This window comes from Shewanella sp. GJ50-10 (assembly GCF_055808815.1).
Window position 1 is genome coordinate 3,413,391 of record NZ_JBVVSS010000001.1, and the last position, 14,643, is coordinate 3,428,033.

Annotated in this window: 13 protein-coding genes; 3 read left to right on the forward strand and 10 right to left on the reverse strand. The window is 40.3% G+C overall.

Going from position 1 to position 14,643, the window contains the following annotated elements; all coding sequences use genetic code 11:
* The 8 genes from AC0L4E_RS14400 to AC0L4E_RS14435 form a co-directional block, all read right to left on the reverse strand.
* Entirely contained in the window at positions 1 to 633 is a 633-nt protein-coding gene (locus AC0L4E_RS14400; RefSeq protein WP_055023682.1) for an NADH:ubiquinone reductase (Na(+)-transporting) subunit D, read from the reverse strand.
* Complete coding sequence (locus AC0L4E_RS14405; protein WP_473679741.1) at positions 633 to 1,427, reverse strand: Na(+)-translocating NADH-quinone reductase subunit C; 795 nt, start codon at positions 1,425 to 1,427, stop codon at positions 633 to 635. Before AC0L4E_RS14405 ends, AC0L4E_RS14400 begins: the two co-directional genes overlap by 1 nt.
* Positions 1,417 to 2,619, reverse strand: coding sequence for an NADH:ubiquinone reductase (Na(+)-transporting) subunit B (locus AC0L4E_RS14410; RefSeq protein ID WP_473679742.1), 1,203 nt, complete (start codon positions 2,617 to 2,619; stop codon positions 1,417 to 1,419). Before AC0L4E_RS14410 ends, AC0L4E_RS14405 begins: the two co-directional genes overlap by 11 nt.
* Entirely contained in the window at positions 2,619 to 3,953 is a 1,335-nt protein-coding gene (locus AC0L4E_RS14415; RefSeq protein ID WP_473679743.1) for a Na(+)-translocating NADH-quinone reductase subunit A, read from the reverse strand. Before AC0L4E_RS14415 ends, AC0L4E_RS14410 begins: the two co-directional genes overlap by 1 nt.
* Positions 3,954 to 4,383: 430 nt before the next feature.
* Positions 4,384 to 6,459 carry a TonB-dependent receptor domain-containing protein gene (locus AC0L4E_RS14420; RefSeq protein ID WP_473679744.1) on the reverse strand — a complete coding sequence of 692 codons (2,076 nt, stop codon included), beginning with the start codon at positions 6,457 to 6,459 and terminating at the stop codon, positions 4,384 to 4,386.
* A gap of 219 nt (positions 6,460 to 6,678) precedes the next feature.
* Positions 6,679 to 7,188: an S-ribosylhomocysteine lyase gene (luxS, locus tag AC0L4E_RS14425; protein ID WP_473679745.1), complete on the reverse strand. Its 510-nt coding sequence runs from the start codon at positions 7,186 to 7,188 to the stop codon at positions 6,679 to 6,681.
* A gap of 305 nt (positions 7,189 to 7,493) precedes the next feature.
* Positions 7,494 to 7,793: a BolA family protein gene (locus AC0L4E_RS14430; protein ID WP_473679746.1), complete on the reverse strand. Its 300-nt coding sequence runs from the start codon at positions 7,791 to 7,793 to the stop codon at positions 7,494 to 7,496.
* Between the two features lie 152 nt (positions 7,794 to 7,945).
* Positions 7,946 to 8,584: an alpha-ketoglutarate-dependent dioxygenase AlkB family protein gene (locus AC0L4E_RS14435; protein WP_473679747.1), complete on the reverse strand. Its 639-nt coding sequence runs from the start codon at positions 8,582 to 8,584 to the stop codon at positions 7,946 to 7,948.
* A 260-nt stretch (positions 8,585 to 8,844) separates the two neighbouring features.
* Between AC0L4E_RS14435 and AC0L4E_RS14440 the strand changes: the two genes are divergently transcribed.
* The gene (locus AC0L4E_RS14440; RefSeq protein ID WP_473679748.1) at positions 8,845 to 10,560 is read left to right on the forward strand and encodes a sensor domain-containing diguanylate cyclase; all 1,716 of its coding nucleotides are present in this window, start codon (positions 8,845 to 8,847) and stop codon (positions 10,558 to 10,560) included.
* Between the two features lie 10 nt (positions 10,561 to 10,570).
* Here AC0L4E_RS14440 and AC0L4E_RS14445 read toward each other — a convergent pair whose 3' ends face one another.
* The gene (locus AC0L4E_RS14445; protein WP_473679749.1) at positions 10,571 to 10,912 is read right to left on the reverse strand and encodes a helix-turn-helix domain-containing protein; all 342 of its coding nucleotides are present in this window, start codon (positions 10,910 to 10,912) and stop codon (positions 10,571 to 10,573) included.
* A gap of 183 nt (positions 10,913 to 11,095) precedes the next feature.
* Here AC0L4E_RS14445 and AC0L4E_RS14450 point away from each other — a divergent pair, with 183 nt between their 5' ends.
* Positions 11,096 to 11,788 carry a PH domain-containing protein gene (locus AC0L4E_RS14450; RefSeq protein WP_473679750.1) on the forward strand — a complete coding sequence of 231 codons (693 nt, stop codon included), beginning with the start codon at positions 11,096 to 11,098 and terminating at the stop codon, positions 11,786 to 11,788.
* Positions 11,781 to 13,388, forward strand: a complete 1,608-nt coding sequence (locus AC0L4E_RS14455; RefSeq protein WP_473679751.1) for a PH domain-containing protein — start codon at positions 11,781 to 11,783, stop codon at positions 13,386 to 13,388. The genes AC0L4E_RS14450 and AC0L4E_RS14455 overlap by 8 nt, the downstream gene beginning before the upstream one ends.
* 351 nt (positions 13,389 to 13,739) lie before the next feature.
* On the opposite strand, the gene AC0L4E_RS14460 is transcribed toward AC0L4E_RS14455, so the two are convergent.
* Positions 13,740 to 14,171, reverse strand: a complete 432-nt coding sequence (locus AC0L4E_RS14460) for a universal stress protein (RefSeq protein ID WP_473679752.1) — start codon at positions 14,169 to 14,171, stop codon at positions 13,740 to 13,742.
* Positions 14,172 to 14,643: the final 472 nt, after the last annotated feature.

Genomic DNA, 14,643 nt, shown 5'->3' on the forward strand with positions numbered 1-14,643 from the left:
TTACCCTTTTGCTTCTACTTGCTCTGGCTTATAAGTACGGATAATCCAGATCAACATACCGATCAAGAAGAACGCACTAGGAGGAAGAAGTAACAAACCATTTGGCTGGTACCAACCACCGTCAGAGACTTTGCTTAGGATTTCAACGCCAAATAATGAACCGTTACCAAATAGCTCACGGAAGAAGCCAACTGATAATAGGATTGCACCGTAGCCTAAGCCGTTACCGATACCGTCCATGAAGCTCATTAAAGGAGGAGTTTTCATCGCATAGGCTTCTGCACGACCCATTACAATACAGTTAGTAATAATCAAACCAACAAATACTGATAACTGCTTAGCGACGTCATAGGCGTATGCTTGCAGTACTTGGTCTACCACGATTACTAATGAAGCAATAATGGTCATTTGCACAATAATACGAACACTACTTGGAATGTGATTACGTAAAATCGAAATAAATAAGTTCGAAAATGCCGTAACCGCAGTCAATGCTAATGTCATTACGATGGCTGTTTCCATTTTAGCGGTTACAGCTAGCGCACTACATACACCCAAAATTTGCAGAGCAATTGGGTTGTTGTTAATGATAGGTCCAGTTAGAACCTGTTTAAGCTCTTTAGCATCAGCCATTAGCTCAGTCCTCCATTGCGTGCTTTTTCGATAAAGCGTGCAAAACCTTCTTCACCTAACCAGAACGTTAGTGAATGCTGAACACCATTACTTGTTAGTGTCGCGCCAGATAAAGCATCTACGCCATGAACTGAAGAAGCAACAGTTGGGATCTTAGTGACTTGAATAGCTAACTCGCCATTGTCATCATAAAGTTTCTTACCTTGCCACTTAGCAACCCATTGTGGATTTTGAACTTCACCACCAAGACCTGGAGTTTCACCAGAACCTGTGAAGTCGTAATACACTAAGCTACGAATAGTATTCATATCAGGTTCAACGGCTAAGAATGCAAACATGGTTGACCATAAACCGTATCCTTTAACAGGAATAATAACGGTTTGCAGTTCATTGCTATCATCTTTAACAAGATAAACAACACCTTGATTTGCTACGCGCTTCACTGATGCAATATCGTTTTCAGGCTTGAAAGATGTTGCTGGAGTACGTGCTGCTTTTTCGACATCAAAAGTATCAGCATCACCTTCTACGAAGTCACCTGATTTTAAATCAACTAGGCGCGCTTCAACATACTTGTTGTATGTTTCGATGATGACGTCTTTCTCTACTTTGCCAGCTTTAGTATCCACTAAGCCTGCAGCTTCAAGAATGTACTTTTGCTTATCCAGCAATTTGTTTTGCTGTTGAGTCGGCTTTAATAATACTGCTGCTGTCGACACAAACATTGAGCAAACAAAGCACAGACCCACTACCACAAATAATGTTTTGCCGATTGATTCTTTATTACTGGCCACGTGAAATCCTCCGCTTAACATTTGCTTGAACCACAAAATGGTCAAATAAAGGTGCGAATAAGTTAGCGAATAGAATTGCTAACATCATGCCTTCTGGGAATGCTGGGTTAATAACACGGATAAATACCGCCATAGCACCAATCAGTAAGCCGTAAGCCCATTTCGCATTATTTGTAAATGACGCTGACACTGGGTCAGTTGCCATAAACATCATACCGAATGCAAAGCCACCTAAAACAAGGTGCCAATACCAAGGCGTAGCAAACATTGCATTAGTATCACTACCGATAAGATTAAGCAGAGTTGAAACTGCAATCATACCCAGTAAGACACCAGCAATAATGCGCCAAGAAGCAATACGGGTATAAACGATAACCGCGCCGCCTAAAAGAATCGCGAAAGTAGATACTTCACCGACAGAACCTGGAATGAAACCAAAGAACGCATCCCACCAGTCTTGAGTGATACCGTATTCTAATGTGCCTTGTGCAGCTTGGCTCAGTGCAGTTGCACCAGAGAAACCGTCAGCCACAACCCAAGACGTGTCACCAGACATGTTTAGTGGGTATGCAAAGAAGAGGAAAGCACGACCAGCTAGTGCAGGGTTTAAGAAGTTACGACCTGTACCACCGAAGACTTCTTTAGCAACAACGACACCAAAGGTAATACCTAGTGCAACCATCCATAAAGGAATTGTCGCAGGTAATGTCAGTGCAAAAAGAATCGATGTAACGAAGAAACCTTCGTTAACTTCATGGCCACGTACAGAAGCAAATAATACTTCCCAGAAACCACCAACTGCAAAGGTCACAGCATAGATAGGTAAGAACCAACAGGCGCCGTACCACATCAAGGCCGCTATGCCAGAGTCAGCTGTTAGCTCAGTACCGAATAAGCTAAATAGGCTGACTTGCCATACATCAGGAGTAGCAAAACCAGCAATAAGCGCATCTTGAGCTTGTAAGCCAACGTTGTACATACCAAAGAACATCGCAGGGAAAGTACACGCCCAAACCGTAATCATCATACGCTTAAGGTCAAGGTTATCACGTACGTGAGTGCTACCTTTGTTTACTTTACCTGGAGTATAAAACACAGTAGCTGCCGCTTCATAAAGGGCATACCACTTTTCGTACTTACCGCCTTTTTCAAATTGCGGTTCAATACGCTCGATAAAATCTTTCAAGCTCATTAGCCTTCCCTCTCGATCGTATCTAAACAATCACGCAGGTACGTACCGTAGTCATACTTGCCTGGACATACGAAGGTACATAATGCCAAGTCTTCTTCGTCTAGTTCTAATGCGCCCAGTGCAGCAGCACCGTCATAATCACCAGAAACTAAATCGCGAAGTAACATTGTCGGTAAGATGTCTAACGGAACAACACGTTCATAGTTACCAATCGGTACCATTGCACGGTCAGAACCACCGGTACTGGTGGTCATATTGAACAGACCAGTACGATTTAAATGACCTAAGAAAGCACGAGTGATAGAGAACTTATCGCTGCCAGGCATAGCCCAACCGAATAATTCTTTTTCAGTCCCTTCAAGCAACAAACTAATTTGTTGATGATAACGACCAAGGAAAGCGTGAGGACCTGCAGCTTGACGACCACTTAAAACCGAACCTGAGATAACACGAACTGTATTACCTTCAACTTCACCAGCAGTGATTTCAGTAGTGCTTGCACCTAGAACCGTACGAATTAAACGTGGGTTCTTAGCTTCTGGGCCACCAATAGCGATAACACGTTGAGTGTTAAGTTCGCCTTGAGTAAATAGCTGACCGATTGCAATCACATCTTGATAGCCAACATGCCACACAGTGCGTGTTGCAGATGCAGGAAGTAAGTGATGAATATGAGTACCCACTAAGCCAGCTGGATGTATACCAGCGAACTCTTCAACTTGAGCATTCCCAGAAGGAATATCAGCACCAGGTGCTTTAGCAAGGAATACTTTGCCTTCAGTTAATTTAGCAAGCAGGGTTAAACCATTTGCAAAATCTTCTTTATGCTCAGCAATCACAATTGCAGGATCTGCAGCTAGTGGTTGGGTATCTATTGCGGTGACGAAAATACCAGCGGCGACAGAGTCGACTGCAGGTACTTTACTGAAAGGGCGAGTACGCAAAGCTGTCCATAGACCTGATTCAATCAAGTTCTCTTTGACAACAGCTGCATCTAACGTGTTTAAAGCGTCAGCACTGTATTGAGTAAAGCTGACTTTATCGTCACCTTCCACTTCAATTACAACTGACTGAAGTACACGTTTCGCACCCCGGTTAATTTCTAATACAGTCCCACTAGCTAAAGCAGTATATTTTACGCCTAGGTTTTTTTTATCTTCAAAAATAACCTGGCCTTTCTTAACTTTTTCGCCAACCTTGATTTTCATCGTTGGACGTAAGCCAATATACTCTTCACCCAAAGTGGCGACATTCTTAATGGCTGGGCCATTATGGATAACTTGCTCTGGGCCACCTGCTAGAGGTAGTTCCAATCCTTTCTTTATTGTAATCATATCCACAAGCACTACGTTTGAAGGAAAGACAATGCGCCGCGTTCCTACCCAAAAAAAACAAAGTGTTAACAAACACTTCAGTGTTGAGCTAGCGCAGATTTATCACGGAAATGCGATCGCAATCACGCTGGTCGCGCGCATTTTACCCCAAAATGTGCGCTATCGCCACGAAAATAATAGGTGATTGAAATTTATGATTGTTCATTTTTAAACAATTACACCTATTTAGGGTGTGGAAAAGACTGATATCAAGCGATCCGATGCAATAATTCAGTAACAAGAGCACTATAGCATTAATTTTAAAAGAATTAATACAAGAAGTGGTTTATCGTTTTTTTAACAAATGTAGCAGTTAGTATGGGCTTAAACCGCCCATACTAAAGCACTTTTAAAACAGTCAGGTAGGTAATTTTGAGGAGATTGTATTTTTTTAGAAACGCGCTTGATAGCCTAAGTAACTCAACATTTCACCTTGAGAACTTATCCCTAGGGAAGATTGTTGGCTCACTAAATCTTCATCCAGTACATTTTCTACACGTAAATAAATTTCATGCACTTCTGAGATATGATAATTGGCAGCAATATCGACTTTCCATTGCTCATCTATTTGCTGACCACCATTAAAGGCTGTCCCATAACCTAGCTCTGACTGATAAAGACCTTGCGCCATTAAACTAAATTTACCGACGATAATGCCACTACTTAACGCTAATTGCTGCTCAGGCACCCAAGGTAATTGCTCGCCTTCCACATAAAGCCCAATTAAGTCATTAGCCCCTGACTCACCAAACTCAGCTTGACTGTATTGATACTGAATTGAAATTGGAATGGCAAAGCTGTCGAATGCAAACTGATAGTCAGCGGATACATCAACACCGTTAACACTAACGTCCTCAATGTTCTCTTGGACATAGCGCTGCGAATAATCACACGCCATACTCCACATACAGCTAATATGTTGATTATCAAAATCTTGCATATAAACGTTTACGCCAAGATTAAGCGTGTCCGTTTGATAAGTCAGCCCGAATTGATACTGCAATGACTCTTGAGCTTGTTGAGTAACATTACCAGCTGCTGCTGCGCTCCAAGCTTGTTTCGCAGCAATTGCAGCTTTCCAAGCCCCTGTGGTGTAGGCAATTTCAATTGATGGGATCCAGCCATCATCAGAAAAATCAGCCGCTTCAATTCCGTAAGCTTCAGTACTCACTTCACGAGTGGTGCTGACATTTTCAAAGGCTAAACCTAGGTTAAATGACAAGGCGCCGTAATTTAATTTTGCATCCGCAGTGGTAGTGAATACGTTGACGTCATCAACATATGCAAGTACAGCTTTATCAACGTTGACACTGTCTAGGCTTCTATCGTCACTCCACAACCAATCTTGCTGACCAAATTTCATCTCAGCTTTATCGGAATGATAAAGCGCGCCATAAGTCACTTGATGCTCACCGTATTGGCTAGTGCCTTCAGTTTGCAGACCATAGCCAGCATAGTGGTTATCTTCTAACATTGAAGCAAGGTTATTACTGCCAACAGGGTTCATATCAAAATCAGCAATGGTTTGTAATTCACTAAGACCAATAAAGGTGCCATCCAATGAATTAAGTTGAGACTTTTGCTCATCATAAGATTGATAGTAGAAGTCTGACACCATTTGGGTGCCGCCTTTTAAATCAACGATATGACTGACTTGATATTTATGACGCTGGCCTTCTTGTTTATCGTTTTGAGTTGCAGAATAACGAGTGCCAGGATTTGTCGCCCAGTCCTGTGCCGTTAGGCCAATATTTGAGAAACCACTATCTGAATTAGTATACTGATACATGAACTCAGTTTGTTGTGGATTACGGGCCCCAACTAAACTGTCAGCATTAATCTTAAACATGATGTCAGTTTGGGTTTGTTCGTCATCAAAGCCACTGACGAAGCCAGTTTCTTGAGCAGTGTTTTGATAATCCACCGCTAGCATCATGCCATATTCTTTATTTAAACCGCTGGCAATAGCACCCACATGGCCATCGCCATTTTCATTGATTTCGATATTCGCTCGGCCGCCGAGCTCTTCCGAACTAATTTGCGCACTGGTGTAATTCACATGACCAAACGCGCCCATACCACCTTTAGTGACGTCGCTTAAACTCAAGGTCGATATTTTACTTTGCAACGCTAAATTGGGCTGAAGCACTAAGTGAGGCGCGGCATATGGAGAAGGAGAAAAGCTTACACGGTCTTGGGTGATAGCAACCCCATTCATTGCGCCGCGATGGGTCACTTCGGTCGCTTGACCATGACTATTTGGTAAAACTGTCATGCCTGAAAACGCTAATGGGATCGTACTATCTCGATAATGTAACGGAGCCGTCTGCGGCTGGTTTAGTACAACAGTATTATTTGACTCATCCATTGAAGCAGTAACAGATGTTGCAGCAAAGCTCGAACCTGAATGGCAAACAAAAAGCACAGCAGAAGCAATTACAGACAAGCTGAATTGGCTTTTAGACATGATTAACTCCCAAAATACATCACCAGCATCGTATCTTTCGATGCTTTATTGTTATGAATAACATCCTATTATCAACTGATAACAATAACGTCTTCACACAAATAAGAACAGTATTTTAATAAAAAATTAACCACTTAAAAACAAAGCGGCAGAAGCCGCTTTTGATAAATCAATTTCACCGTAAAAAATACAATCTAAATTAATATCAAAAAATGACGCTTAGAGTGTACCTAATATGTCATCACTCAGCTTCAAGTCGTCATTACGATTAACGCTAACGCCTGCTGCAATTATCGCGCGAGCAATATCTTGCGCTTGTTCAAGCGAGTGCATTTCAAAGGTGCCACATTGGTATTCATTTAGCTCAGGGATCTCAGTTTGCTCAACAACATTAAGCACATCTTCCATTGCAGCTAACCAAGCGTCAGCGACAGTGCGCTCAGACGGAACACCAATCAAGCTCATGTAAAAGCCAGTACGACAACCCATTGGCGAGATATCAATAATCTCAACACTGTCACCATTTAAATGATCGCGCATGAAGCCCGCAAACAAATGTTCTAATGTATGAATGCCACGTTCACTTAAAATGTCTTTATTAGGTGCACAAAAACGTAAGTCAAATACTGTGATGGTGTCACCTTTTGGCGTACTCATATGCTTAGCGACACGAACTGCTGGTGCGTCCATGCGTGTATGGTCAACGGTAAAACTATCAAGTAAAGGCATTACTCATTCCTTAAAGTTGGTAAATAATCTGCTTGGCATCATAGCATCAAAATTAACTGTGGACAGCTAAGCACCAAGACTGAGGAAGTTCATGATTATCAGCACAAAATGACAAGTCGATGACATAAGCAAATTAATAGGAGAAGTTGCCGCTTTACTCTACACAATAAAATGTATTTAGACTCAAAGTAAAATAGACATTGATACGAATTTTAGACAATAAAAAACCCCATTGAGACATGAGGTTTTAGATAAGGGTTAAGCTATTAAAGTTAATGTTTTTTCTGCCTTTAACAGATAAAACATTAACCTTTACAGTTTGGCGTTTTAGGCACTGCATCAAGCGCTTTCCACTCTTCTTGAGTGTAAGCATTAATCGATAATGCGTGAACACCATTAGCCAATTCTTCAGCCAAAACACCGTTAACAGCGCGGTGACGTGAGATTAGACGCTGTGATTCAAACTCGTTACTGACGACTACGACTTTAAAATGAGTCTCTGAGTTTGGTGGCACATGGTGACGATTGCTTTCATTAAGCACGTCAAGATGGATGGGGCTAAAAGACTGGTTCAGTTTTTGGGTTATCACTTGTTCAACTGACATAACGAACTCTTTTTATCGACATCTGAAAGTCTGAAGACTACTGTTTAATTTTTTAAAAATCAAACCGACTTTTAGCCAATAAGATCTGTTTGGCAAAAAATTGTTACAGTGCAAACTTGCTCGCTTTTCACCCCATTTAATCAAGTTGAAAATTATTCATGAAAACCAACAATTAACTTTCGGAAGGTCAAATTGATTCTAGGCTCTAACACTTTCATTCTTTTTGGTACGCTGTGCTGCCAATTTTGCTGCATATCACCATGCATGATTAGCAAGTCTCCAGACTCTAATTCAAATGCTTGCTTTGCATGTGTCTGTTTATTCCTAAGCATAAAAGTACGTGTTGCCCCTAAACTGATCGATATAATATCACTGTTAGGTTCAATTTCAGGCTCATCATCACTATGCCAGCCCATGCTGTCAAAGCCATTTAGGTAGTGATTAACCAATACCCCATTAGATTCTATATTTAATTCCTTACCTAACCGCACTCTTAAATCCATCAAACCTTGAGGCCAAGCTGTGGGCGTAACCAGTAATGATGAATATTTATAAGCACAACCACAATCTGCAAACCAAACTTGGCTTCTAGGGATAGGATATTGCTTTCCAAATACGGTAATGACTGGTTTTTCGAATGGATACGTTAATGATTCTTTTACTAGTCGCGCTTGCTCATCATGATTTAAAAAGCCTTTAATCAAAGTCACTGGCGCGCTGTTCTGTTCAGCCTTACGACTGACATTTATTCCCTCTTCTTCTATCATTAACCCCAAGCCTAATTGCTTCATTAAATATTTACCCTTTGATTTATAATGCCTTTAATCTTTGACAACCTCATCTTTGTGGCTAATTCTTTACTGTATAAATAAATATTTTTACATATTTATAATATTCAGCCTCGTTATAGTATGAGAATCTAAAATCAGTTAAAGCACTTATCCGCTCGAGTGCTAACACACCTCCTCTAGCTTCAGCTTCAAAAAGTTGCTTTTGCTAGAGTATGGATTTACAGCCTTAACAAGATAAATAACGGTATTTTATCGAACTTATGAAATGGATATTAACACTCGCTGTTAGTTTACTTTTTTGGTTGAGCTGTAATCCAGTTCAAGCAGAAGTGTTGTACGTTTCTGAAAAACATCCCGATCCCATTGGATATTCCCTCTCGCATTTTGTAGAACAAGATAGGCTTAATGCTTCGCAAGCATACGAACTCTTTAAAAATGGCCAATTTACCCCCGTCAACCAAAGCACTAGTAATTACGGAATCAATGCTAGTCCCGTTTGGCTTAGTCTAATTATAGACAACGACACCTTAGCCCCCGTTACTAGAATTCTGCATGTTGATAACTTTTGGCTCGATGAAATCAGCGCATTCTGGCTAGAAGAAGGCAAAATAGTCCACTTTGAACACCAAGGCGACTTATCTCTTTTCTACCAACAACCCTCAATGCAACCGAGTTTTAATTTCAATTACCTTTATCCACCCGGTAAAACCCACGTGCTCATCAGAGTGCAGACACCAGACCCGATGGTTATTCCTGTTTACTTGTTTGATCAGACTGAAATGGCGCAAAAAAGTGCGTTTAATCATTATAGCTATGGGTTTCTTTATGGCGCGATAACCGCATTGCTGATTTATAATTTCATTCTTTTCTTGGGGTTAAGAATCAAAAGTTATTTATTTTACTGCCTATACTTATTCAACTTCTTATTAGTAAACTTTGCCTACAGTGGTCACGGCTCTTCATGGTTATGGCCTAACTCGCCATTATGGCAACAATGGTCGATCCCATTGCTTATGGTGACCTTTTGTACCAGTGGTATCTTATTCGCCTGCCATTTTTTACGACTCAAATATCAGCTGCCAACCCTCAATCGCATTTTAAAAAGCTTGTGTGTCATCTTCCCTGCTTTAATGCTAATGGCTGTGCTGCTACAAGATAGAGTATTAGGATTAATATTAGCCTTCGATCTTATGCTGCTATTTAGCGGGTTAATGATTGTTCTAGGCATACTGTCGCTTAACTTTGGCAATATTTCTGCAAGGTTTTTCTTAATTGCTTCTATCTCATCAATGGTAGGTGTCGCAATAACTTGTTTAGCCGTGTGGAATTATATTCCATTCAACCAATTCACTTATCGGGCTGCTGAAGTGGGCGTATTTATTGATGTGTTATTGCTGGCTCTGGCTTTGACCGAACGATTCAGACGTGTTGAGAACGAAAAAACCATTGCAGAAAAAATGGCTAACATGGATCCGCTTACTCGCCTCAACAATCGCCGTGCCTTTTATCAATTAGTTGAACCTATGTTTACTGAAGAGCAGATTCAAAAGTCAGCTTCAATTTTAATGATCGACATAGATCGCTTTAAAGGCATTAACGATACTTACGGACATAACTTTGGCGATGAGGTATTGGTTAAAGTGGCGGCATTAATTAGAGACACACTTCGAAAAGATGATGTATTAGCCCGCTGGGGCGGTGAGGAGTTCATTATTTTCTTACCCCATACACAAGAGCAAGAAGCTAACATCCTAGCTGCAAGACTGTGCGAAAATATTGGCAAGTTACAATTCACCCAAATGCAGCACAAAGTTACTGTTACCGCCAGTATCGGCATTGTGACCAGCTGTAGTGCCATTAACCAACTGCCCACACTTATCGAAGTCGCTGACAAACATTTATATCAAGCTAAACGCTCAGGGCGTAATCAAATTTGTGGCGGTCTATCGCCAGATACCAATAGAGTAGTGGGCTAATTTATTAATGCTATCCCAAGTCAATGTCGAGATTGTGATAAATGTCATTTAGGTTGGATTCAATCCACTGATGATCAATGGGTCCCCAATCTTGCAATTGATAATAGCCAGCATTGTGTCGTTCACCGTCTTGTACAAACTTGATCTGAACGCCGATATCTAACATGGCAGCTAACGTATCTTGAATGGTTCTTCGCGGCATTTTAGTCAATTGATGTAACGATAATAAATTATGTTGCTGTTGATGGATTAAAAAACATAGAAGCAGCTTACGTAAAAAAGCTTTATGCGCTTTGGTGATAGGTTGTGATATCGCAGTATCTTTAACGGCTGAATGATTTGAAGATTCCATAGTTACACTTTCCATTTTATAGTTACATTTTCCATTTTTATACTTTCCATGCTTAGATATAAACAAAGTAATAGATTGAGCATTGATTAGAAAGCACTTTTGAACTTAATGGCTTCTATTAACGGCTTTTCTCTCATGCAAGAAATTAAGTTTAATAGCTCAATATCGTAATAAGGATAATTAATGACTTCAAAGTCTGATATGCCAACATCTTCAAAGCCTGATGATTCACAATACAATGAGTCAGCGGATTTTATATCTGAACAGGTTCCATCTGAAAAAGATGAAGACATGCTCGCTGAACACATTGTTATGCCTACTGATAAAACCTTGTTAATGGAGCCACAATGGACACCTTACACAGAGTTATCATTAATACCTGTCGATAAAAACTATCCCAAGCAAATAGCCTTACAAACCGCTGGCTTAGTGTGCATCATTATTGCCGCAGTGATGTTTATCATGAACATTAAAGAAGAAGCAGGTTTATCCGTTTCATTAAAAGTAGCTTCAGTGATGGGGTTGCTTGGTTTTATTACCATATATATTCAGTTTAAAGCAGCAAAGAACCTTAGCTACGGTGTGCTTGAGCATGAATTAATCGTACGAAAAGGCCTATGGTGGGTTACAACGACAACCTTGCCTTTTACTCGACTGCAGCATGTAAGTTTGTCGCAGAACCCGCTACAAAGAAGGTTTTCATTGGCAACATTAAAGTGTTTTAGTGCTGGCAGCGGCGCCGCAGAGATTTATCTCCCCGGTTTATTGTTCACTACCGCTGAACACCTAAGGCAACACTTGTTGAATAAAGCGACTTCACATCAAGCAAAGCAAGTTGCCGATAACGGCGTTAGCGGTGATACACATAATGATTGAGCATAATGAGACTCAAGATTCTGAAGGGTTAGAAAAGCAGCAAAATTTCTGTCAATGGCAGTCACTTTCCCCATGGTCAATGCTTAGCTTTAGCTTTGGTACAGCAAAAGCGATTTTATCCAATGGCTACGCCATTATTCCGATAGTATTTGCGGGTTGGAAGAATGGTTTTAATCTACAACTAGGTTTAATTGCAGCCTTAATCATGGTGACCTTGTTGAGTGTGTTTGCATTTATTCAATGGCGAAAATATCGATTTAAGCTCAATGATCAGCAGCTTAATATTAAACGAGGTTTACTGTTTACCCGCAAAGACGAAATCCCATTTAACAAAATCCAAAATATTCGTTTTGAACAACCTTTTTATTTTAAACCCTTAAAGTTAGGCACTCTGGTCATTGAAACCGCAGGTTCAAAAGATGATGAAGCCCACTTAGCAGCACTAAATGCAGATGATGCTAACCTAATCAAACAACAGTTATTACAACTCACTGCAGAGCCGCTGCAGAACACAAGCCAAACCGATACAACCAAGGTTGATCATAGTGCTGAGTTAAGTACTGAGTTAAGTACTGAGTTAAGCATCGACAAGCAGCAAACTTCGCCCGCCATCACCCTTGTGGTTAAGCGTAATTTAAAGCAGTTAATTCAATTTGGTTTTTACCAAAACAATTTAATATGGTTAGCTGTTATTGCAGGGCCTATTTTAGGGCAAGTTAACTGGGAAGATATTGCTGAAATTCCTTTTATTCAACAGTTTTGGAGCTCGGTAGTTAGCTTTAGTGGAGAAAGCGTTGCACTGCAAGTTGCCAGTGGAGTACTCATATTCCTCGCTATTTATTGCTTGTTTTCACTGATATCCATTTTAGCTGCAGTACTAAAGTATTACCCTTACCGCTTAGATAAAAGGCAGCAAACCTTGCAACGAAGTGGTGGGGTTATATCCCACCAGCAAGATGCATTAGCAATTAAACGCGTGCAACTATTACATTTTAGCCAACCTGTACTTGCTAGACTTTTTGGCGTTTGGACACTTTACCTTAAACAAGTAAAAGGTCAGGAAGTCGAACAAAAAGCGGCGCAACATATGCTAATACCCAGTATAAAAACAGCTGAAATAGTGCCTGCTTTAGGTAAGATATCCGAACTCGCAGGTGGCAGCACTAGCATACCGAAACGTTACCAAGGTATTGCTTTTACTTGGTTTACTCGACGTGGGTTTATTGCTTTCCTACCAGCAGCGATATTAACAACAATTGAAGGTATTACCGTTATAACTGAAATTGCATGGTTGCTTGCCTTGGTTATTATGGGATTAACTTTTTTAAGATATAAGCAATGGGGTTATGTCATCGAAGATGATGTTGTGTGGCAACACAGCGGATTGTTTAGTCGTAACTGGAAAAGAATCCCATTTAATAAAGTACAGCATGTCGCTATAACTCAAACACAAGCCCAAAATAAAAAAGGCTATGCATATATAACGCTGGGGCTTGCAAGTGGTAGCTTAACTTTACCCTACATAAAGCAACAAGATGCCCACTTCATTGCTGAACAAGCTATGGCTCGCACTAAAACTGATTCAAACAATTGGATTTAACAACGGTATTCACACAATTTGTAAAACTGATATCAACAAGATGACAGCTATAAACTGAGTCCGTGAACAATTAACTTTAAGGAAGTTCTTTAAGAAAGTTCTTTAAGAAAGTTCTTTAAGAAAGTTCTTTAAGAAAGTTCTTTAAAAGAGAGATTCAAAAAAGTCTTTAAAAAAGCTCTTCACAAGATGCGTTCAGAGGAAGTATTCAAATTTGATAGCCCATAAGCTAACGTCATAAGTTAACGTCATAAGCTCATGCAATGAGCAAGCGTAAAAGAGTGGCTACTGAGCTATCGTTATCGTCACTGTTGATAGCTCAATCCAGTTAAGCATGCATTACTGCTATATAAGTTATTTAACCACTAAGACTGGACAGTCAGCTTGGTTAGCTACTTCTTCTGCAACATTATCATGTAAAAAGTGAGCCAGCCCAGTCCTTCCATGGCTGGCAATTACCACCATACCAATATCACCGCTGTTCGCTTCTGCAACAATCTCTTCAATTGCATCGCCGCGTCTAATCAAGGTTTCGATTGGAAGTTCTGTGTTCAGCTCAGCTAATAAACTGCGCATTTTATCTGCAGCAGCATCTTCCATACTTTTAGCCAGCTCTTCTGGAGTGATGGCTAGAATCATGTAGTTCTCATCACCCAAAGGCTGATCGACGACATGTAAGATGCGGATCCCAACTTGATATAAATTGGCCATTTCGATGGCATAGCGTAAGGCGTGAGAAGCTGTTTCAGAAAAGTCTGTCGGCCATAAAATATTACGTGTACGCATAGTGATTCCCTCCTGCAGATTGAAAAACAAATGATTCATCTATTTTATTCAGATAACTCGTTGCTACCGATACTGCTTAACCTTTATCAGGTTAACGATACTCTTATTAAATTTACTAACTATTGAATGCACCCACTATTGAATGTACTAACGTTTGTACATACCAAGGTTTGCATATCCTAAGAGTTAATATACCAAGCTTTTTTTAATTTATGCTTAATAATTGCACTGATAACAGGATAAAACTATTGTGCTGATTTGGTGAGCTTATACTCAAACACCTCACAACAAACCCACTATAGCCCCACTAAAAACTCACTTTTAGTTCACTCGAATTTCCCTAATATGCCCCTAATATTTACTTTATAGTTCCCTTATAGCCCCTAATAAAAAGTGTAGTGCAGATAGAAAAAGTCCTCCTTGATACAGCGCAAACTTTCAAACTACTTGCCATTTGATTAATACTAAGCCA